At 40.5% G+C, this 19,795-nt stretch carries 19 protein-coding genes, 1 tRNA gene and 1 pseudogene; 15 read left to right on the forward strand and 6 right to left on the reverse strand.

The features are described from left to right. Positions 1–639 precede the first annotated feature (639 nt). The 4 genes from GTQ43_RS14935 to GTQ43_RS14950 all read left to right on the forward strand — a co-directional run bounded on the left by GTQ43_RS14935 (position 640) and on the right by GTQ43_RS14950 (position 6,185). Positions 640–2,532, forward strand: a complete 1,893-nt coding sequence (locus tag GTQ43_RS14935; protein WP_265273376.1) for a pentapeptide repeat-containing protein — start codon at positions 640–642, stop codon at positions 2,530–2,532. A 637-nt stretch (positions 2,533–3,169) separates the two neighbouring features. Continuing rightward, the gene (locus GTQ43_RS14940; protein WP_265273377.1) at positions 3,170–4,717 is read left to right on the forward strand and encodes an FAD-binding oxidoreductase; all 1,548 of its coding nucleotides are present in this window, start codon (positions 3,170–3,172) and stop codon (positions 4,715–4,717) included. Positions 4,718–4,741: 24 nt separating this feature from the next. After that, the gene (locus tag GTQ43_RS14945; RefSeq protein WP_265273378.1) at positions 4,742–5,446 is read left to right on the forward strand and encodes an actin-binding WH2 domain-containing protein; all 705 of its coding nucleotides are present in this window, start codon (positions 4,742–4,744) and stop codon (positions 5,444–5,446) included. Between the two features lie 31 nt (positions 5,447–5,477). Next, on the forward strand, positions 5,478–6,185 hold the full coding sequence (locus GTQ43_RS14950) for an actin-binding WH2 domain-containing protein (protein ID WP_265273379.1): 708 nt from the start codon (positions 5,478–5,480) through the stop codon (positions 6,183–6,185). A gap of 60 nt (positions 6,186–6,245) precedes the next feature. Here the strand turns inward: GTQ43_RS14950 and GTQ43_RS14955 are convergent. Beyond that, positions 6,246–6,332, reverse strand: a pseudogene (locus GTQ43_RS14955) (two-component system response regulator); the annotation flags it as partial. Positions 6,333–6,478: 146 nt separating this feature from the next. Between GTQ43_RS14955 and GTQ43_RS14960 the strand changes: the two are divergent. The 3 genes from GTQ43_RS14960 to GTQ43_RS14970 all read left to right on the forward strand — a co-directional run bounded on the left by GTQ43_RS14960 (position 6,479) and on the right by GTQ43_RS14970 (position 9,541). Further along, positions 6,479–6,883 carry an NIL domain-containing protein gene (locus GTQ43_RS14960; protein WP_265273380.1) on the forward strand — a complete coding sequence of 135 codons (405 nt, stop codon included), beginning with the start codon at positions 6,479–6,481 and terminating at the stop codon, positions 6,881–6,883. Positions 6,884–7,510: 627 nt separating this feature from the next. Further along, complete coding sequence (locus GTQ43_RS14965; RefSeq protein ID WP_265273381.1) at positions 7,511–8,494, forward strand: CHAD domain-containing protein; 984 nt, start codon at positions 7,511–7,513, stop codon at positions 8,492–8,494. Between the two features lie 306 nt (positions 8,495–8,800). Beyond that, entirely contained in the window at positions 8,801–9,541 is a 741-nt protein-coding gene (locus GTQ43_RS14970; protein WP_265273382.1) for a chromophore lyase CpcT/CpeT, read from the forward strand. A 130-nt stretch (positions 9,542–9,671) separates the two neighbouring features. On the opposite strand, the gene GTQ43_RS14975 is transcribed toward GTQ43_RS14970, so the two are convergent. After that, positions 9,672–10,382, reverse strand: a complete 711-nt coding sequence (locus tag GTQ43_RS14975) for an AIM24 family protein (RefSeq protein WP_265273383.1) — start codon at positions 10,380–10,382, stop codon at positions 9,672–9,674. 627 nt (positions 10,383–11,009) lie between these two features. Here GTQ43_RS14975 and GTQ43_RS14980 point away from each other — a divergent pair. After that, positions 11,010–11,432: a hypothetical protein gene (locus GTQ43_RS14980; protein ID WP_265273384.1), complete on the forward strand. Its 423-nt coding sequence runs from the start codon at positions 11,010–11,012 to the stop codon at positions 11,430–11,432. A 115-nt stretch (positions 11,433–11,547) separates the two neighbouring features. Here the strand turns inward: GTQ43_RS14980 and GTQ43_RS14985 are convergent, their stop codons facing one another. Then, the gene (locus GTQ43_RS14985) at positions 11,548–11,814 is read right to left on the reverse strand and encodes a hypothetical protein (RefSeq protein ID WP_265273385.1); all 267 of its coding nucleotides are present in this window, start codon (positions 11,812–11,814) and stop codon (positions 11,548–11,550) included. A 1,075-nt stretch (positions 11,815–12,889) separates the two neighbouring features. Here GTQ43_RS14985 and GTQ43_RS14990 point away from each other — a divergent pair. Together GTQ43_RS14990 and GTQ43_RS14995 are read left to right on the forward strand one after the other, a co-directional pair. After that, complete coding sequence (locus tag GTQ43_RS14990; RefSeq protein ID WP_265273386.1) at positions 12,890–13,183, forward strand: hypothetical protein; 294 nt, start codon at positions 12,890–12,892, stop codon at positions 13,181–13,183. A 168-nt stretch (positions 13,184–13,351) separates the two neighbouring features. Continuing rightward, on the forward strand, positions 13,352–14,635 hold the full coding sequence (locus GTQ43_RS14995; RefSeq protein ID WP_265273387.1) for an MFS transporter: 1,284 nt from the start codon (positions 13,352–13,354) through the stop codon (positions 14,633–14,635). A 38-nt stretch (positions 14,636–14,673) separates the two neighbouring features. Here GTQ43_RS14995 and GTQ43_RS15000 read toward each other — a convergent pair. Continuing rightward, positions 14,674–14,747: transfer RNA gene (locus tag GTQ43_RS15000), tRNA-Arg, on the reverse strand. A gap of 34 nt (positions 14,748–14,781) precedes the next feature. Here GTQ43_RS15000 and moaC point away from each other — a divergent pair. Together moaC and GTQ43_RS15010 are read left to right on the forward strand one after the other, a co-directional pair. Next, complete coding sequence (gene moaC / locus GTQ43_RS15005; RefSeq protein WP_265273388.1) at positions 14,782–15,288, forward strand: cyclic pyranopterin monophosphate synthase MoaC; 507 nt, start codon at positions 14,782–14,784, stop codon at positions 15,286–15,288. A 563-nt stretch (positions 15,289–15,851) separates the two neighbouring features. Continuing rightward, positions 15,852–16,940, forward strand: a complete 1,089-nt coding sequence (locus GTQ43_RS15010; protein ID WP_265273389.1) for a HoxN/HupN/NixA family nickel/cobalt transporter — start codon at positions 15,852–15,854, stop codon at positions 16,938–16,940. A 114-nt stretch (positions 16,941–17,054) separates the two neighbouring features. Here the strand turns inward: GTQ43_RS15010 and GTQ43_RS15015 are convergent, their stop codons facing one another. After that, a complete protein-coding gene (locus GTQ43_RS15015) occupies positions 17,055–17,768 on the reverse strand; it encodes a Uma2 family endonuclease (RefSeq protein ID WP_265273390.1) in 714 nt (237 codons plus the stop codon). 142 nt (positions 17,769–17,910) lie between these two features. Here GTQ43_RS15015 and GTQ43_RS15020 point away from each other — a divergent pair, with 142 nt between their 5' ends. The 3 genes from GTQ43_RS15020 to GTQ43_RS15030 all read left to right on the forward strand — a co-directional run bounded on the left by GTQ43_RS15020 (position 17,911) and on the right by GTQ43_RS15030 (position 19,092). Next, positions 17,911–18,168: a hypothetical protein gene (locus GTQ43_RS15020; protein WP_265273391.1), complete on the forward strand. Its 258-nt coding sequence runs from the start codon at positions 17,911–17,913 to the stop codon at positions 18,166–18,168. A gap of 119 nt (positions 18,169–18,287) precedes the next feature. Then, the gene (locus GTQ43_RS15025) at positions 18,288–18,596 is read left to right on the forward strand and encodes a DUF3181 family protein (RefSeq protein ID WP_094344125.1); all 309 of its coding nucleotides are present in this window, start codon (positions 18,288–18,290) and stop codon (positions 18,594–18,596) included. Positions 18,597–18,876: 280 nt separating this feature from the next. Continuing rightward, positions 18,877–19,092 carry an acetyltransferase gene (locus GTQ43_RS15030; RefSeq protein WP_265273392.1) on the forward strand — a complete coding sequence of 72 codons (216 nt, stop codon included), beginning with the start codon at positions 18,877–18,879 and terminating at the stop codon, positions 19,090–19,092. Positions 19,093–19,136: 44 nt separating this feature from the next. Here GTQ43_RS15030 and GTQ43_RS15035 read toward each other — a convergent pair whose 3' ends face one another. Beyond that, entirely contained in the window at positions 19,137–19,601 is a 465-nt protein-coding gene (locus GTQ43_RS15035; protein ID WP_265273393.1) for an ABA4-like family protein, read from the reverse strand. Positions 19,602–19,795 lie beyond the last annotated feature (194 nt).

The raw sequence follows: 19,795 nt of genomic DNA on the forward strand, positions 1-19,795 counted from the left end.
CCGACTTTTTTGAGAAGTCGGGGATCTAGGGATCTAGATAAAAAGAGAGTGGGAGGAAGCATATCAGTCAGCTTTCAAACTCCCACTCTGCATTTGCTACTGAAGTGAACAGGAATGTATACAGACGTTGCCCATTATTTGGGGGCTAATGCGTAGTTCAACAACGCCCATACGCATTTTGATATTCCTGTTGTAGCAAATGCCAAACCTGATTATTAATATTTATCCGCTGAGAAAAATCCTCTGCAAATAATTTATTAGAGATAGTTTTTGTAAATCACTTAATAAATAGTGTTTTACAAAGTTAATTTGCTTGCGTGGTAGACCCTGATCAAGAAACCCTTGAAGTCGTTTATCTTTATACAATTTAGCTTGGTGAATCAGAAGATGGTTGCCATTTTGCCAGGTTTTGAAATTTCCTAATTGGGGTGTTTTTTGTGTTTTAGCAGAAGTAATTAATTGAGGATTGAGGGGTTTTACCCCCTATTCATTCAGCGACAGTTTTATGGGATTTGCTAATACCGCGTAAGTCCTATTAGTTAACGAGTCCTTGAACTCCGTTAATGAAAAATATCTAACCATTCTTGAATTTACAGGGTGAGCGTGTAGTAAAATTTGCTCACCTCCGTAAAGTGGAACATGGCTTTAGACTTCTCCGGTCAAAATCTCCGAGGACGCAACTTCAAAGGTAGACAAGACCTTGCGGGTGCAAACTTTAGCTATGCCGACATCCGAGGGGCAAACTTCACTAACGTTAATTTGACAAGGGCAAACTTCAGCTACGCCAAGGCTGGGCTACAACGCCGTTGGGCAATTGGTGCAGCATTAGTAACAGTCTTATTGGTTTTATCCGCACTATCAAAATCTTTAATTGTGGCTTTACTCATAGCTCCACTGGTAGTTATCAGCGTAGCTATGGTTGCTTCTAGGTATAACTGGGCTGTTGCTCTGACTGCAAATCTGGTTTTAACTATAGCTGGTTCTATAGCTTTGATTTTGGCTTTGATTATCTCAGTAGTTTTAACTGGTAATGTATCTATATTTGATGTTGTTTTAGCTGGTGTTGTGCCACTTGTTTTAGCGTTTTTGGGGTTTATATACTTAGCTATAGTTGGCTCTAGAGGCGCAATTATATCTACAGCTAGAGCTAGGGTTGAAGCTGGTATAGTTTCTTTTTCCATAGCAATAGCTGACGAGTGTTTAAAGACTGCCATTATCAACACGGGTGGTACAAGTTTTCGCATGGCTGATCTAACAGATGCTAATTTTATTGCAGCGACGCTGAAAAATACTAATTTTGGATCTGCTAATGTAACTCATACTTGCTGGTTACAAGCTCAAAAACTTGATTTTGCTCGTGTTGGTTCAACTTATCTTGAAAAACCACAAGTGCGTGAGCTAGTAATTACAGGACAAGGACAAGACAAAAACTTTGAAGGTCTATCACTGCGAGGTGTCAACCTACAAGCAGCTAACCTAGCAGATGCTAGCTTTATCGGTGCTGACCTCAGTGAAGCTAACTTCCAAGATGCCGATTTGTCAAGAGCAAAGCTGAAGCAAACCCAACTAGACGGAACCAATTTAACAGGTGCAACACTCACCGGCGCATTCATTGAAGATTGGGGCATTACAAATACAACTAAATTGCATGGTGTGAGGTGTGAATATGTCTTCATGCGCTTACCCACCAAAGAAGACCCCGATCCTCTCCGCAAACCTGATAATAAACAAGAGGTATTTGCAGACGGCGATTTTGCCGACTTTATCAAACCAATTTTTGACACCCTCGACCTTTATCATAATCAAGGCGTTGACCCCCGCGCCGTTGCGATCGCCTTCAAAAACCTCGCCGAAAACCATCCCGAAGCTGAGTTAGAAATCGTGGCAATGGAGAAACGCGGCGATGATAAAATCTTGCTCAGAGCCAAAACCGCCGCAGGTAGCGATAAATCTCAACTCAGTGCAGAATATTTTGATGATTATAATCAACTCAAAGCTTTATCGCAGAGTCAGCAATTATTGCTGGTAGAAAAAGATAAGCGCATTATTAGTTTAGAAAATATGGTAGATACTGCTCTCAAGCAGCCGAAATTTTATACTCAAGGAGATACAAATATGTCAGATATCAGCGGCATCAATATTCAAGGTAGCAGTAATGTTAGCGGTATCGCTGGCAATAATTCTATTGCTAATCTAGGAACCATTAGCGGTAATGTGAGTATTGCCCTCAATCAGTTACCTGATGCAACCGGTGCCGAGAAACCAGGAATCAAAGAATTATTGTCGCAGTTGCAAGATGCAATCATCCAGTCCACATATTTGTCAGAAGAAGACAAAGCCGAAGCACTAGAACAGGTGAAGACTTTAGCCGAAGCGGGTAAAACTCCTCAAGAATCGACTAATCAGAAAACTGCGAAAACAGCAATCACTATGTTGAAAGGGATATTTACAGGCTTACCTGCGATCGCATCTTTGATTGAATCGACTAATAAATTATTACCTGCGATTTCTAAATTATTCGGTTTGGGATAATTTAACGCGAGTTACACAAACTTCTCCTAGCCTTAAATTAAAGCTCAATTCTCTCTCTCGTGCATACACAAGTCGAATTATCCCCTTAATCCCCCCTTGTAAAGGCTACGGTGTACACACAAGTCTTTGAGAGTGGCCTCATAGGATTTTGATCCCCCCAACCCCCCTTAACAAGGCTATGGTGTACACACAAGTTTGATAACCTAGCCCCACAACGTTTTGATCCCCCCTAACCCCCCTTAAAAAAGGGGGGAAAACTTCTTAAAGTCCCCCTTTTTTAAGGGGGATTTAGGGGGATCAAACCACATTTTGCACCCGCCATAGAGATGTGTGTACACCGTAGCCTTAACAAGGGGGGCAAAAGTCTCTTAAAGTCCCCCAATTTATCGGGGGATTTAGGGGGATCTCCAACGATTTTGGGTTTCTACAGAGATGTGTGTACACCGTAGCCAATACATACGGGGAGGGTTAGGGTGGGGTAAAACGCTGGTTAATCAGCTAATTCAGACTTGTCTGTACACCGTAGCCGACTCAGAGACGGACGTTTTTAGGTAGTAAAACTAGAGAGAGGTTTTTTGATTCAGCTAGTTTCTTCATTCTCAGGTAGTTTTGGAATGTAGAGTTAAATTTTTCTAAAATGTCTTTAACTGAAGAAATTCTTTCCCAATTACCAGGTGATGCTTTAGGAGGGTTGCGTCAAAGCGATCGCATTCTCACATCCCTTAGAGAAAATACCGCACCAACACCACAGTTAGTTAAAGAAAATCAACAGCCTTTAGGTGTTGTAGACTTAGATGTGCTAATCTGCGGTGGCACTTTGGGTATTTTAATCGGTTGCGCCTTGGCGGTGAAGGGACTGCGGGTAGCGTTGATGGAAAGGGGGATTTTGCGGGGGAGGGAACAAGAGTGGAATATCTCTCGCAAAGAATTAGATGTGTTTGTGGAATTAAACTTGCTGACTGAGGAAGAATTAAAGAGTGCGATCGCAACTCAATATAACCCGGCGCGAGTTAGTTTTGCTGGCGGTACAGAAGTTTGGGTAGAGGATGTTTTGAATATCGGCGTAGATCCAGTTTATCTTTTGGCTACATTGAAAACTCGATTTCTCGCCGTTGGTGGAAAGTTGTTAGAAAATACACCCTTTACCGAAGCGGTGATTCATCCAGATGGGGTGATGGTAAATAACCAATTCAAAACTCGCTTATTAATCGACGCGATGGGGCATCTTTCACCCATCAGCCAACAAGCACGCCAAGGCAAAAAACCAGATGCACTGTGCTTAGTTGTGGGAAGTTGCGCCCAAGGTTTTGCGGAAAATAACTCAGGGGACTTGTTGTTATCATTTACGTCTTTGCAAAATCAATGTCAATACTTCTGGGAAGCCTTTCCAGCCAGGGATGGCAGAACCACTTACTTATTTACCTACATGGATGCACATTCCCAACGTTTGAGTTTAGAAGCTCTATTTGAAGAATATCTGCGTCTCTTACCAGAATATCAGGGAGTGGAATTGAGTAAGTTAAAATTTCAGCGATCGCTGTTTGGTTTCTTTCCCACCTATCGCCAAAGTCCGCTAAAAACCCCTTGGAATCGCATTCTACCAGCCGGAGATAGCAGTGGTAGTCAGTCTCCTTTGAGTTTTGGTGGTTTTGGGGCAATGGTGCGTCACCTGAAGCGTTTAACTTCTGGCATTTATGAAGCGCTAGAAACAGAACAATTATCTGCACAAGCTTTAGCACTCCTGCAACCATATCAGCCCAGTTTGACTGTTACCTGGTTGTTTCAAAGGGCGATGAGTGTTGGTATAAATCAGAAAATTGCCCCAGATCAAATTAACCAACTCCTCTCGGCAGTATTTCAAGAAATGCAACAGTTGGGTACACCAGTGTTAAAACCATTTCTACAGGATATAGTGCAGTTTTCAGGACTAACGCAAACCTTGTTAAAAACTGGTTTATTTCATCCGGGAATGGTTGCGAAGATCATTCCCCAAGTAGGTTTGATAAGTTTGTTAGATTGGATGGTGCATTACGGAAACTTAGGTGTATATACTGCCTTATTTTGGTTAAGTCCAATGCTAGAAACATGGATTAAGAATCAACCAAATGAACAACAATATTATTGGCATCGTTTGATTGATGCTTGGAAGTATGGTTCTGGCGGTGATTACTCAGATGAAAGTTGAATAATATCTATGTGAGGATAACAAATGGAACGGAAATCATCAGGAATCAAATACTTTGCAGTGCTGATTGCATTCCTGCGCGATCGCCCCGGTTTTCTAGAGGAAGTTCGCCAAGGTACGAGATTACCAAATAAAATCATTTCTCTGCTGGTTTGCAGTTCGTTATTTCTCGCTGCTTATGGCGGAATAATTGGTGCATATCATAGCTGGATGCAAGCTTTGTCTTCGGCTATTAAACTTCCAGCCCTTTATTTAATCACACTGCTGATTTGTATCCCGACGTTGTTCTTTGCTAATATTATTTTTGGTTCCAAGCGGACTTTTGCACAGCATTTAGCATTAGTATTAACTGCTGTTTCAATTACGAGCGTACTTTTGTTTAGTTTTGCACCAATCACCCTATTTTTCTTGATTACCACCAATAATTACCAATTTTTAATTTTGTTAAATGTATTCATCTTTGCGTTAACAGGATTTATTGGTGTTTCGTCTTTATATCAGGCTACGAGTTTAGTTTTAGAACAAGATGATGAAGGTAGCAATACACGCCAGAAAATTGTCCAATTTTGGCTATTTCTTTATGCTTTTGTAGGCAGTCAGTTAGGATGGACTCTCAGACCGTTTTTTGGTACACCTGATTCTGTATTTCAACTATTCCGCGAAAGAGAAGGCAATTTCTATCTGAGCGTTATTCAAGCTATTGGCTATCTTTTTGGAATCCGTCATTAGTAATTCAATAAAATATAGAAGATATAAATGTATGCTTGATAAGAAGAATCGCGGAATTCAACAATTTGGTGTTTTGGTTAATTTATTGCGCGATCGCCAGTCTTTTTTAGAAGAAATTCGTCAGGGAGTGCGATTACAAAATAAAATCAGTTCTTTGTTCGTATCTAGTTCGATCTTTTTTGCCCTTTATGGTGCAATAATCGGTGCATCCCATAGTTGGGCACAGGCTTTATCTGGTGCTATTAAACTCCCGGCATTTTATTTATTAACATTAATTATTTGTTTCCCGACTTTATTCTTTTTTAATGTCTTGTTTGGTTCCCGAAGTAGTATTCAACAACATTTCGTTGTGTTACTCACATCTGTATCGGTAATTAGCGTACTTTTATTTAGTTTGGCCCCAGTTACGTTATTTTTTCTGATCACTACACCCGATTCTTACCAATTTTTCAAACTGTTGAATGTGTTAATTTTTGGCATTACAGGCATCTTTGGCGTTAAATTTCTTTATGAAGGAATGCAATTACTTTCTCAACAAGATGAAGTTGGCAAAAAAACTCGTACTACTATTTTAAGATCCTGGTTATTGCTTTATGCCTTTGTTGGTATGCAATTAGGATGGTTTCTCAGACCCTTTTTTGGTGCGCCTGACTCTAAATTTGAATTATTTCGCGCAGTGAAAGGCAACTTTTATCTGGATATTGTCGCGGCGATTTCGGAAATTTTGGGTTTGCGTTAATTTTCCATTCTGTCAATATAAACAATAGCCAAAAAGAAAGATTTCCAGTAGGGGCACAGCTTATTTTTCCAAACTCCAGCCCAGTGCTACTGCTACTTCCTTAGCCAATTCTAGAGGATTGAATGGTTTAGCGATCGCACTAATCATAAGACCAAAGATGCTCTAAAATCAACCGCATAGTTTTGGTTGGTCAAAAGGTTGCTGAGTGTGTATGCATTTAAATCGTCTTCTACAACTAAAATAGTCATAAAAATCCCAATCCGCTACAACAGAAAAAACCCTCTGCGAAACCTGTGAAAAAACGAGTAACACTCACCTTCCCAAAACGCGCCGTGCAAGTGCCTGTCACTTATGTACTAGCCAAAGAGTTCAATGTCGCCGCCAATATTATCCGCGCCCAAGTAGCCCCAAATCAAATTGGCAAGCTGGTAGTGGAACTAGCGGGAGATATCGATCAATTAGATGCTGCTATCGAGTGGATGCGATCGCGCCATATTAACGTTTCTTATACTTTAGGCGAAATTGCTATCGATGAGGATGTGTGTGTCCACTGTGGTTTGTGTACTGGGGTTTGTCCTACGGAAGCCTTGACTCTCCACCCAGAGACGTATAAACTCACATTCACGCGATCGCGTTGTATCGTCTGTGAACAGTGTATCCCCAGTTGTCCCGTACAGGCAATATCGACCAATCTTTAACAATCCAAAATCCAAAGGGGTTTGCGTCTCAATTTAATAGCATTTAAAAGATTCATTGCTGAATTCTTACCGGAGGCAAAGCGTCTCCGGCTCCACTCCTGACTCCTGAATTCTGTTTCGATAAAATTTGATTAAGCAAATCTGAGTTTGGCATTTTAAATCATCTTGATAATTACAAATAGATTAATACTTGAACCAATCCTATTGTGTAATTTAATACTATTAAACTAAATATTTTTTAAACTATTGTATATATCATAACCATAGGAGTCAATCTGCTCCTTAGAGGTTGTTTGAAAAGTCGTGATTGATGTATCAAATATTTTTTACCCCTCCCTAACCCTCCCCGATATATTGGGGAGGGAACCGGATTTTTCTTGTTTCCCCCCTTTACAAGAGGGGACTAAGGGGGGTAACAACGCAATTAAAATCACAGTCAAACACTTTTCAAACATTCTCTTAGACCTTTGATAGATGTTGCATACTTCATAAAAGTGTAGAAACTATCAATAGTCATCAAAAAAATTTACAATTTTAATTGAATAAAAAAATATTAGAATTAGATCCAACTTTTTAACTAATGCTATCATTCAATAACCTCATGAGGTATGTCATTAAAGATCAATTATGAAATTAGCCACACAACATACGGTAAAAACTCTAGGGGACTACGCCTACCAAGCGATTCAAAAACACGTTAAAAAAACCTTCAAATGGGAAAAATCAGTAAAGAAAGATGAAGATCCAGAAGCGTTGCACCAAATGCGAGTGGGAATGCGTCGCTTACGCACGGCTGTAACCAGGTTTGGCCTAGCAGTGGATCTACCAAAATCAATAAGCGATAAGAATATTGGTAAAATAGCCCGTCGTCTTGGTAATCTGCGAGATTTAGACGTACTCAAAGAGAGTTTGGAAAACAATTACAAACCAAATTTACCTCGCAAAGAGCAGGAATCTCTACATACAGCTTTCACCGCTTTAGCAAAACAACGTGAAGATGTACTATCGAGTGTGCAGAAAACGTTAAAAGATGAATCTTACAAATCCTTAAAAGAGGCATTGGATAAGTGGTTAGATAAACCCAATTATCAACCTTTTGCATCTGTTATTATTCAGCAAGTGCTACCAGATTTACTTTTGCCAGAAGTGAGTAAATTCTTACTACATCCAGGTTGGCTAATTGGCACTCAACTTGTGGAATCAGATGTAAAAGTCCAGAAAAACTGGAAGCCGGAAGATATAGAAAAACAATTGGCAAAAGAAGGTGAAAATCTTCATAGTTTGCGAAAAGAAGCTAAACGTATCCGCTACCAAATGGAGTTATTTACTGACTTATATGGTGAGTCTTATGCAGCTTATATTACAGAAGTGAAAAATATCCAAGAAATTTTGGGTACGATGCAAGATAGTGCAGTATTAACTGACTGGCTGGCAAATGTATTCAAATCAGAAATTCAGACAGAGTTACCCACCCTTGCTACTTTGTTAACTGAAAATCGTTACCAGTCGTGGCAGCAGTGGCAACTCTTGCAAGAACGGTATCTGAAAGCAGAAACCAGGCATAGCTTTCATTTAACAATACTGCATCCGCTTTCAGGAGTAATAAATTAAAAGTCCTCTTTAAGACAATTGAATAGTAACAAGACTTACGCAAACAAGAGCCAAAAACCTCATTTTTATGTAGAGTCAATTCATGTAGATGCATATTACTAGATCGAAACAAGCTATGCAGAGCATCTCGTAAAGAAGCGGCTACCTAAGAGTTCTCCAATCAAGTATAGCCGCTAGCTATTGCCCCTACAATGTTTAGTTTTGCGTAAGTCCTAAAAAATTTATTTCTTGTTGAGAAATGGAGCTTGATAGTGTAAATTATTTCTCATCTGTATATAATCGGCTATTTTGGCAGTGAGAACCTATATGCATTTACTCAAAGTATCCATTTTGACAGTATTAATAACAACATTTTCATCTGTCCAACAAAGCCGTGCTGACACCATTGCGCCACCAATTAAGACACAGGTTCACGAAGTAGCACAGTGGTTCACTGGTTTGTTTGATAATGCCCAACAGGTTGCTAATAGCCCTGATGTGCCATTAATTACTATGTCGAATTGTAGTGTGCAACTGGATGATATTAATCCTGTAGCTGACACACAGAACGTTTATCTAGAACAAGAAAGTCCAGGTTTTGAACGCCTACGACTTTATTCTTTCAGTGAAGGAAATTCGGCTGTTAATCTAAGTATTAGCAGCTTTTTGAATGAAAATGCTGTACGCGGATTATGTAATCATTCTCAGTCTACGCGAACTGTTAGTATTAACAATGTTGAGAAGAACACCTGTAATCTCCAATTATTTTCGGAGGCGAACAGCTACATAGGGAATAACGCTCCCAATGGCTGTATCACAACTGATGGCTTTAAAGTGGTTTCTGATGTAACTATTGAGCAGAGTAGCATCGACTCGCTAGACAAGATTTTTGATTCTAAAGGTAATTTACTTATAGCCACACCCATCGAATTCCGTCGAGTGGACTCTGTTCCAGAACCATCTTTCACATTAGGGTTGCTAACTTTGGGTATTTGGAGTACAAAAAAGGCAATTTCAGATAATCTGAAACAGAGATCACAAAAGAATAAAACCTCTGTTAAAGGTTAGCGATGTCTGCGACAAATCGCGATCGCATCGACGAGTATTATTGTCTAATATTATCTAAATCATCTAGCTTACCCAAAATTAGTGCTACCACCGACTTGAGTTGCCCCTTCAGATGCAGGTGGGTGATAAGTCATAGATTGTAACCCCAAACGACCAGGGCCAATAAAGCGGTTGAGAGTGAATGAAATGCCCCAAGCATTACCCCAATTGCTCCGAAGATACCGCCACTGGATTGTAGGGCCGTCACTGTTTCCATCTTGACCGATGAATCTTTCCATAACCATGCTCCTGGTTCTACATCTAGCACTTCTCCAGGAGCAAGGTACTTTTCAAAAACATTACCGTAACCGTGGATTAAAAGCAGCCCTCCTTGTTGCTGACCGATAAAGCGGTCAATAAATAAACCACCATTGCGACTAAAAAAGAGGTTTGCCAACCCTCGCTGGAAAAAGAAACTGTACTCAATATTACTGGTAGCTAGTAAGAACTGATGTTCGCGGACATCAACGGTCTGTCCACGCTCCAATCGTAGTACTACAATCTGTCCAGGTGCCTCGCGGGAGAAAGCGATATTTCCTGGGCCATGTGCTTCACTGATAAAAATTTGCAGTCCAGCAAAAAAACGTTTGGCTGCCCCTTTCAAGCCTTTGACACCAAGGCGAACATTAGGGTGCTTCCATAGAAGAATATGATGTTCAAAGTAAATTGATTGCTGTTGCCCTAGATGGACATCTACTACAGGTACTACTTCTCCTTCGACTCTTAAAGTTAAGTCACCTGAATGAAAAGTTTCCTGCGGATTTCTCAATTCAGGGGTCGGTTCGCTACTGAAATCTGACATAGTGTTATGTGTTAGATAGTTTTTGGATAAATCACTTGGCTTGCCTACAGAAATGTCATTAATAGGATTGCTACAGGCACTACTGAACTTGTTACCTAAAGGGTATTGATGGTTACAATAAGGGCAGAGATGTGTCGTTACTGGTATACTAACTTACAATTATCGAATTATTCTTAGGGAAGTATCCCAATTTTGCAAGTTTACCAAAATGACAGCTTATAGCGTTTCCTAATCATACAAGGTACATCATAGTCCCCTCATCGCTTTCGAGGAGGGGTTGGGGGTGGGATTCTTGTACCTCACAAGGGCTGAGAACCGCTATATATCTTTACACATTTGGGATGCTCCCATTTTTGGAGGTTTAAGTGCGTATGCAAAAATATTTATGTCATTGCGAGCGGAATGAAATGTAGCGTACCCCTTCTCAAAAGCCAGCTACGCTCCATTCGCAATGACAAATGTATATTTAATTTTGCATTACTACTTAAGCATAATTACAGTTGAATATTTGGAGATATCTATCTACAAAATAGTATAGACACTCGCTAAGAAAAATCACTCGACTATTCCGTAAACAAACCTCTTAGACTAGTAGCTATTACAGATACTAAAAATTTTAGCCTTCTTATGAAACATCTCTTAATCGGTAGTTTATCAACTCTAATTTTTGCAGCAGGAGCTTATGTCTTACCAGCCCCTTCAATGGCACAGTTTGCAAATGTCAAACAGCATTTGAATTCTCTAACTACAAGCCGTGTAGTTTTTGCTAGAGGAAAAAGTAGTACTAACATTCAAAATGCCGAAAACACCATCTATATATTAAAAGCTAAAGCTGGACAAACATTAACTTTTAAAGTTAATAGTCTAGGCGCTCGTGCTAGTGTTACTCTTTATGGTGTTAATGGTAAACCTTTAAGTCCAGTTTTCGCAGGTGCTGATGGTGAAGGTAAGAGTTTTCGGCTGCGTCTTCCTAACACAGGTGATTACTATATTGTAGGCGGTTCTGGGCCGACCCATCATTTATACAATTTCACAATTTCTATTAAATAAGACCAACATCAATTCTAATATCAAGCCCTACCTAGAAAGCATCTAAGTAGGGCTTTTATTTTTAGTGTTAGAGTCAATATCCAATCATGTGTTAAGCGCGATCGCAATGGAGAATTTATCCGATTGTTAAAGCTGGTTCTTCACAGAAGTTAAACAGGGCTGACTCAGTTTCTGATTCATCTTCAAATACAGCAGAAATGTACCATTCACAGGGCGAATTATTCGTATATTCAGCCCAAGCAATGGTTGCTGTTTCACCCGATGGAATCCCTGAATCACTCAAGGTAAATGAAGCCCACTCTTCATCATCTACGGATACCCACAACTCTGTAATTGCCAGTTCGCTCTCATTGGTAACGGTAAAAGTAAATTGGTCTGACATAAATACCCTTTTAGTGATAAATACATTGCAGATTGTCAGTCACCAATCGTACAAGCATTTTTCCCACCATGACTACAGTAAAATCACCAAGTCGGAAATTTTTTTTATGAATATTTATAAATACTGGAGTTTAGACTAAGAGGGTGCTTGAAAAGTCTAATTTATTACTAACCCTGGTGACTAGAAGTCGTATGCCAGTTGCTCATGGGGAAACCCCCAAGGCTTGGCTATACAGACAAAACCCAACGATCTGGGTTAAAAACTCTTGATTTTCTCTGAGTCGCAGAGGGAAAGACTTAAAGTTTAGTTAAAGTCAGGTTGGTTAAGGCAAGAGACGCGATAAAGGGTGCATCCCAGTTTTTATTTTACAGCGAGAGAATAACTGTCATTGCGATCGCGTAGCGTCTCGTAGAGAGGAGGAAAGACGAACGCAAACAGCGTGTCGCAGACAAGCAATCGCATAGACTCGCTCTTAGGAATGAAGATTTTGCGGTTGTTTCGCTTCACTTCGTTTCGCTCGCAATGACATGCAAAAAAGTGGGATGCTCCCCGCGATAAATTGCCGTCAGTCCTTCGTCCTGACGGCAATTTATCGCGGATTTGGGATCTATTATTTTCATCAAATAACCTTAACCGAACCGTATTGAGTCAGGGAAAGGTGCATAGAATTCACTTTGAGGTAATTTTACTAATATTTAATTAGAGAAATCGCCATAACTTCAACATATTTTCATTAAAAATATTTTTTAGCGCTCAAAGATTAAAAATTATAAGAAGTACTTACTTACATATTTGACATCAGCGTATATAGCTTCAATAATGTTCTTAAGTAAGAATTAGTACTTGTATAGGACTCTTGTTTGATTTTTGCCAAATATACTGAGAGCTAAACAGGGCTTACGCAAAAAATAGCCCAAACCTTGAGTTTCCGGTAGGGGCAATTCATGAATTGCCCCTACCAGATGTGGTTTTGCGTAAGTCATACTAAAATCTGATCTCAACCAGTTCTCAGTCAGCTTGACTTTTAGCAATCAAATGGGATTGCTATATAAACTGATATTAATAGGGTTGCATTATGCGTTTATCTAATTCAAAAACTAGCAAAAAAAATAATAAAACAGTAACAGTTTTTTGGACTCAGACTAACATTTTATTGATTACTGGATATTTAATCATTCTACCAATTTGTACATTAATAGTTTTATCTTTATTATTGCCTTTATTAACTGCTAGCTTATTAGCTTCCCTTGGAACTTCGTACCACTCTACATCGATTCCTTGGATAGATGATGCATCTGAATGCGAACATACTGGCAGAAGTTGGAGCGATCGCAAGTGTTGGGATAAAGAACACAATCCCATGTTCTGAATAGATTTTGACAGGATATCAAGCAGCTACTTTGTTTTCATACACATCCCTTAGTGCTTAATTTGTAAGATAGACATACATTTACGCTCTCAGAGTGAGATATTGACTGAGTATGTTTTATACCTAGTATTGGCGCTCAAACGCTGAAGTAGGACAATTGAGCATTCGGTGAGTATTTTTAAGGGAGTGAAGGCTGAAAGTATTGGTATTGTTCCTGTGCAACTGATTTTATTTACGGCAGGTTTATTATTTTGGTCGAGCCTATCTTCGCTCTTACCAACTCTACCGCTTTACATCAATGATGTGGGTGCAAGCAAGCAAGAAATTGGGATTGTTATGGGCAGTTTTGCCATTGGCTTATTGCTATCTCGCCCGACACTGGGACGGTTAGCGGATAAACGTGGTCGAAAAATTGTCTTGTTGGTTGGTACGATAGTAGCCGCGATCGCACCCTTTGGTTACTTGGCAACCCAATCAATTGAATTATTAATCATGGTGCGGATTTTTCACGGCATTAGCGTTGCGGCTTTTACCACTGGCTACAGCGCCTTAGTCGCAGATTTAGCTCCCGCAGAAACTCGTGGTGAAATCATCGGTTACATGACTCTAGCAACTCCCCTTGGTTTAGCAATTGGCCCTGCCTTGGGTGGGTATTTGGAAGCTACAAGTGGTTACGGGATATTATTTCTGTTATCCGCCGAATTGGGTTTTGTCGCTCTCTTGGGGATTATCCAAGTCACGAATCCCCCAGTGCAGACACAGGAACAAACTCAGGGAGACGATGTCTACGACGGGCTACGCCTACGCAATTTTTGGCAAATTTTGAGCAGTCCACAGGTGAAAGTTCCAACTATAGTTATGTTGCTAGTTGGGATGTCTATCGGTGCTGTACATACCTTTGTGTCGTTATTCCTCAAATCCAGTCAAGTGGACTTCAATGGCGGACTGTTTTTTACGGCGGCGGCAATTTCTAGTTTTACTATCAGAGTCTTTGCTGGTAAGGCAAGCGATCGCTTTGGTCGTGGTTTGTTTATCACTTTTGGTATTTTTTGCTACGTTTTAGCCTTAATACTGCTGTGGCAAGCTGACAGGGCGATAGTTTTCTTGCTGGCTGCGATCGCTGAAGGTGCTGGTGGTGGTACACTAATCTCGATGATGATTACAATGATGGCAGACCGCTCGCAGCCGCAAGAACGGGGGCAAGTTTTTGCTATATGTGTAGCTGGACTTGACCTGGGAATTGCGATCGCTGCTCCTCTTCTGGGTATCATTGCCGAACAGGTAGGCTACCGCAATATGTTTGGCTACGGTGCTGCAATGACTTCCCTAGCACTTGTCATCTTCCTCACCCAGTCGAGCAAAGACCTGTTCAACTCTCTGCGCTTTGCACTAGGTCTAGCTCCAGATGCTTATGCCTTGAAAAACTTAAAAGTTAGGAGTGAAGAACTTTAACTCATCACTCCTAACTTTCAACTCTCAACTTTAAAATACGGGCGAGGAGGGATTCGAACCCCCGACACCGTGGTCCGTAGCCACGTGCTCTAGTCCACTGAGCTACACGCCCTCACCGATAATCTATATTAACACGTTCTAACTAAATGACGCAAGATAATTTTCCATCTAATTTTGTCAGCTTAACCCATCTAGATCGCCACGGACAGGCACAGATGGTAGATGTGTCTGATAAAGCACCCACTATCCGCCAAGCAGTAGCTGCGGCTAATGTCCGAATGCTGCCAACAACCTTCGCTGCAATTCAAGCCGGCAATGTTCCAAAAGGCGACGTATTAGCGACTGCAAGATTGGCTGGGATTATGGCAGCCAAGCAAACAGCCGCTTTAATTCCTCTGTGTCATACGTTGCCTTTGCAAAAAATCGCGGTCGAAATTATACCCGATCCACAACTACCTGGTTATCAAATTCAAGCCACAGTTAAAACCAAAGCTGAAACTGGTGTAGAGATGGAAGCTTTAACTGCTGTTTCTGTGGCTGCCCTGACTTTATACGATATGGCGAAAGCTTTAGAGAAGTCGATTCAAATTGAATCAATTCGTTTAATCAGCAAGAGTGGCGGGAAATCAGGAGATTATTCTTTGTCAGAGTAGTAAGCTATATTATCTCACCGAACAAGGCATTAGATTCCCCTAGCCCTTTCAAGGTGGATAAGAATTTTGCTTAAAAAATCCCTTTATTCTCTCTTGTCTCTGTGTCGCGCCAGTTGCTACAAGTCTCTTAACCCGTCCAACGCACTGGCAACTCTATTGCCTCTGCGGTTAAATAAGTTACTTTTGAACCGCAGAGGCGCAGAGAACACGGAGAGAAAAAAGAAATTTTTCGAGTCACCTTGAAAGGGCTACTCTAACCCCCTTAAAAAGTGGGGAACCCTGAAAGTCCACTTTTTAAGGGGGTTGGGGGATCTATTGTGCGTAAATCCTAAAGAAATAAGAATGGGATTTTCTGACTGGGCTGACTATTCACACTATTGACATAACTTTGCAATACCTCTGTCATTTATATAGGTTTTACTAAACCTTACATCAATGTCAACATAAGTAATTTTCATGAATGAAACCGAAATAGCTGGCTCAGTTATGTTGGTACAGCTCATACAGACAGAGTCTCATTCATTTTTCATCTTGTCGAAATATGCCTTTATGAGGAGTGATAAATGCTATCCAGATTTTCGCGTGTTTTCAACGATAGTTCCAGAAACGTTAGACGTAAAGTTATCAACATTTATGCGTTCCTGATTAGCGTGAATATTTTGATCTGGGTAGTTGCCCTAATTGCATTCCACAGCTATCCTCTTCTGCTTGGGACTGCCGTATTAGCTTATAGCTTTGGTTTACGTCATGCTGTCGATGCCGATCACATCGCTGCGATCGACAATGTTACCCGTAAATTGATGCAGGAGAACAAACGACCTGTTTCTGTTGGATTCTTCTTCTCTCTAGGTCATTCCACCGTTGTAATTGCTGCCTCTGTTGCGATCGCTTTAACTACTGCAACTATCCATAACAACTTTCCCAATTTAGAAAAGATTGGAGGGCTAATTAGCAGTACCGTTTCTGCACTTTTCCTACTAGCAATTGCAGCAATCAATATGGTGGTGCTGTGGGATGTTTATAAGACCTTCCAAACCGTCAAGCGAGGAGGAATCTACGACGAGCAATCCTTAGATGAATTTCTAAACCAACGTGGGCTACTCGGTCGCATTTTTCGTCCTTTGTTTCGGTTGATAGATAGTAGCTGGCAAATGTTTCCTTTAGGTTTCCTTTTTGGTTTAGGCTTCGACACAGCGACAGAGGTCGCACTGCTGGGGATTTCTGCGAATCAAGCAGCTAAAGGTCTGCCTATCTGGTCGATCCTATTGTTTCCAGCTTTGTTCACCGCAGGGATGTCTCTGATTGACACCACTGACGGTATTTTAATGCTTGGTGCTTATGGCTGGGCTTACGTCAAACCAATCCGCAAGCTTTACTACAACATGACCATCACCCTTGTTTCTGTACTAGTTGCTGTGGTCATTGGTGGAATTGAAGCTCTGAATATTATTGGCGATCAGTTACAACTGAAAAGTCCGTTTTGGGATTTCATTAGTAAACTAGGTGATAATTTTGGCACAATTGGTTACTTAATCATTGCCATTTTTATATTCAGTTGGTTACTTTCGACCATCATCTACAAAGTCAATAAGTATGATGATTTAGAAGTCACTAGTGGTACAACTACTAAACAGGGGAGAAATAGGCATTGAGGCTAGATGCGCGACATCAATGCCCCAAAAACCTTAGAATGAATAGGGTGTCTTTAAATCTGTAACAAATATTTATGCTTCCTCGTTGGTCTCCCTCATCTCCCTGATCTCCACTCACGGGAGATTGTCAGGATCAATGCCGAGATTACGCAAATATGCTGCCAACTGTTCAGCGCGTTGACGTTCCTGTTCGGCGCGTTGACGTTCCTGTTCAGCACGTTGACGTTCTTGTTCTACCAATAACTCAGCCTGTTCTGCCCGTTGATTGAGTTCTAGGGAATTTAAAAATCTTTGTCCATCTGGACGGTAAATTACTAACTCCCCTTGCCCCGTCTGAAATTTAACTCCTAAGCGGGGGCTTGTCCAACCATCCATTTGCCATAGCTTATTCAAATGGTTATTTTGCCGCAACCAGCCATCTAGTTGAAAGCTTTCAGGATCGTATAAATAGTATTCTTCAACCCCGTAAGTATCGTAAAACTCCAGCTTCCGCTCCATTTCCTTGGTATCATTACTATAAGAAAGAATTTCAAAGACTACTTGCGGTGGAATATTATCTTCTTGCCACTGACGATAAGAACGACGTTTTCCCTTTGATCTACCGAAAACAACCATGACATCAGGTGCAGTTGGTGCAATTAGCCGAGAACGGACGGGATACCAAAGTAAATCTCCCGCAATCAAAACATTCTCATTATTAGCAAGCAGAATCTCTAAATTCTCCTTAATCAGGACAATCCAACGATATTGTTCTGTATTGTCTGCCATTGGTTTGCCGTCACTATCTGGATAGAGGAGATCGGGGTCTATTTGCTCAAAGATCGTCATCTGATTTAACCCAGTGGCTCTTGACTTACAATTCAATTATGACTGGCAATTCAATTATGACTGGTTGTAAGGGTCTAATAGCAAGCATTGCCACAAAAACCTTAGAATAAATAGGGTGTATTGAAATCTGTAACAAATATTTATGCCTCCTCGTTGGCCCCGCAAACCCGATCGCAAAGACCCTGATTATCGTAAGATCGATGACCGGATGAATTTTGCCACCCATGTAGCGATCGCTGCTACGATTAATTCTGGCTTGTGGTTTTTCCACATTTTGAAAGACACTACCTGGGAGTGGCTGCCTTTGCTGACTTTAAGTTGGACAGGAATAGTGTTAGCGCATCTGATTTATATTAGTGCGATCGCTAACTACACCGAAACTCCAACCAAATCCACCTGAAGACGGACTGCTGATGCTGGGGCGATTGTAACCTGTGGTAGTGGAATCAGCCTTTTAATTGAGTGATAATGTAAAAAAGCCTGAGATTTCGCGCTCTTTCTTAATTTAGGGTTATTTTTATGGCTAAGACTAACACCACAGAACTACTAGAAGCCCTAGCAGCTGAGATTGGCGAAAGTGTCTATATGGACATTGCCAAATGGCATCTTTATTTATCTAATGCCAAACTGCATACCCTTGTCGCTGAACGACTGTATCCTTTAATTACTTCTAACAGTGTAAATGAAGACCAAGTTTTAAAAGTCTTGCAATCAATTACAGTAAAAATTGGCGGCGGTAGAAGTGAACTTCCTTTAATCGATTTACTGCCACTGCAATGCCAGGTTACTTTAGTTGATATTTTGGAGAAATTTCAACGCGATTCATAATTGCTAAAACAAATATTATCTTAGTTAAGCAATTTTATTAATCAGCACTTCCTGATTCAGTTTTGTCTGCTGAATTAGGTATAACCTCGCTGTGTCAATTTTATAAAAATTAACTCTACAGATACATACAGATGAACCTTGTGTAATTTCTCTGTGGATATCTGATAAAAATTTCCTTTAACAATTAAGGAATCTCCGCGTTCAAAATCAGTTTAGATTTGAGCGAGTTTATGTTGAGACTCGCTTTGAACTTTCATGCAAACTCATTGAGGCAATTTCTATGCTTTTACAACTCAAAGATAGTGAAAAATTGGTGAAAATTCTCGAAATTCAAGAACTGCTCGATCCGAATAGTAATGTTGTTCATGGACGAGAACAAGAAGGTGAAGAAGAACAACCACCTGATAGTTTTAAAAAAGAAAATCTCGTTTTTCCTTCAGGTGAAGTTCTACCACGCTGTTGGTTAGATGCCGACTATAGACACGACAACGCTTAACTAGAAGATACCCGACTTCTTTGAGAAGTCGGGTATCTGGTTTTTTACGCTTTTTCTTCTACCATCACCGTTTCATTGTGCTGAAATTTCGGGAAAAATGTCTTAGTAATCCAGTAAGTCAAGATGTGAGAGAGTAATCCCATAGGGCCAGCAAATAAACACAGTGCAAGGGAATGAATTGTCCAAATACCTGTTTTCTGCCCTTCCCAATAAATCCAGCGACCGACGAATAAATCCATGACTAGAAAATGAATCCAACCCGTTGCAGCAGCCGTTTCATCTGCAAAAAATTTAGCGATATCAGCTAATTGGGGATTTGATAAAGCTTGGGCATTTTCTGGCGTAATACTGCTGATAAACAAATACAAATACGCTCCAGCCAACAGCACAAAGGGCAAATATGATGACATTATCTGCCGTGTAACTTTCCAATTTGGCAATAAAATCATCAGTGCCCAAAAAGGTAACACAAAAAGATTGGCGACGTTAAAAAGTTGAGAGATTGTCATATTTTTGTAAAGGGAAGAATTTTCAGCTATTGTTTTGCATTAACTAATTATTCATAACTCATAACTCTCAGAGGATGTTTGAAAAGTCCTCTTCTCGGTAGCAAAACATTTTAGATCCCCCTAAATCCACGCCACTTGCTTCACTTGAGGAGACCCCAAGACCGCAGTGGCTCCCCTTAAAAAGGGGGACTTTA

This window comes from Nostoc sp. KVJ3 (assembly GCF_026127265.1).
GTDB lineage: Bacteria > Cyanobacteriota > Cyanobacteriia > Cyanobacteriales > Nostocaceae > Nostoc.

What these genes read in the sequence shown, in the direction of transcription:
- GTQ43_RS14935 (WP_265273376.1), top strand. Translation starts at nt 640, where the DNA reads ATGGCTTTAGACTTCTCCGGTCAAAATCTCCGAGGACGCAACTTCAAA.
- GTQ43_RS14940 (WP_265273377.1), top strand. Translation starts at nt 3,170, where the DNA reads ATGTCTTTAACTGAAGAAATTCTTTCCCAATTACCAGGTGATGCTTTA.
- GTQ43_RS14945 (WP_265273378.1), top strand. Translation starts at nt 4,742, where the DNA reads ATGGAACGGAAATCATCAGGAATCAAATACTTTGCAGTGCTGATTGCA.
- GTQ43_RS14950 (WP_265273379.1), top strand. Translation starts at nt 5,478, where the DNA reads ATGCTTGATAAGAAGAATCGCGGAATTCAACAATTTGGTGTTTTGGTT.
- GTQ43_RS14965 (WP_265273381.1), top strand. Translation starts at nt 7,511, where the DNA reads ATGAAATTAGCCACACAACATACGGTAAAAACTCTAGGGGACTACGCC.
- GTQ43_RS14970 (WP_265273382.1), top strand. Translation starts at nt 8,801, where the DNA reads ATGCATTTACTCAAAGTATCCATTTTGACAGTATTAATAACAACATTT.
- GTQ43_RS14975 (WP_265273383.1), bottom strand. Translation starts at nt 10,382, where the DNA reads ATGTCAGATTTCAGTAGCGAACCGACCCCTGAATTGAGAAATCCGCAG.
- GTQ43_RS14980 (WP_265273384.1), top strand. Translation starts at nt 11,010, where the DNA reads ATGAAACATCTCTTAATCGGTAGTTTATCAACTCTAATTTTTGCAGCA.
- GTQ43_RS14985 (WP_265273385.1), bottom strand. Translation starts at nt 11,814, where the DNA reads ATGTCAGACCAATTTACTTTTACCGTTACCAATGAGAGCGAACTGGCA.
- GTQ43_RS14990 (WP_265273386.1), top strand. Translation starts at nt 12,890, where the DNA reads ATGCGTTTATCTAATTCAAAAACTAGCAAAAAAAATAATAAAACAGTA.
- moaC (WP_265273388.1), top strand. Translation starts at nt 14,782, where the DNA reads ATGACGCAAGATAATTTTCCATCTAATTTTGTCAGCTTAACCCATCTA.
- GTQ43_RS15010 (WP_265273389.1), top strand. Translation starts at nt 15,852, where the DNA reads ATGCTATCCAGATTTTCGCGTGTTTTCAACGATAGTTCCAGAAACGTT.
- GTQ43_RS15015 (WP_265273390.1), bottom strand. Translation starts at nt 17,768, where the DNA reads ATGACGATCTTTGAGCAAATAGACCCCGATCTCCTCTATCCAGATAGT.
- GTQ43_RS15020 (WP_265273391.1), top strand. Translation starts at nt 17,911, where the DNA reads ATGCCTCCTCGTTGGCCCCGCAAACCCGATCGCAAAGACCCTGATTAT.
- GTQ43_RS15025 (WP_094344125.1), top strand. Translation starts at nt 18,288, where the DNA reads ATGGCTAAGACTAACACCACAGAACTACTAGAAGCCCTAGCAGCTGAG.
- GTQ43_RS15030 (WP_265273392.1), top strand. Translation starts at nt 18,877, where the DNA reads ATGCTTTTACAACTCAAAGATAGTGAAAAATTGGTGAAAATTCTCGAA.
- GTQ43_RS15035 (WP_265273393.1), bottom strand. Translation starts at nt 19,601, where the DNA reads ATGACAATCTCTCAACTTTTTAACGTCGCCAATCTTTTTGTGTTACCT.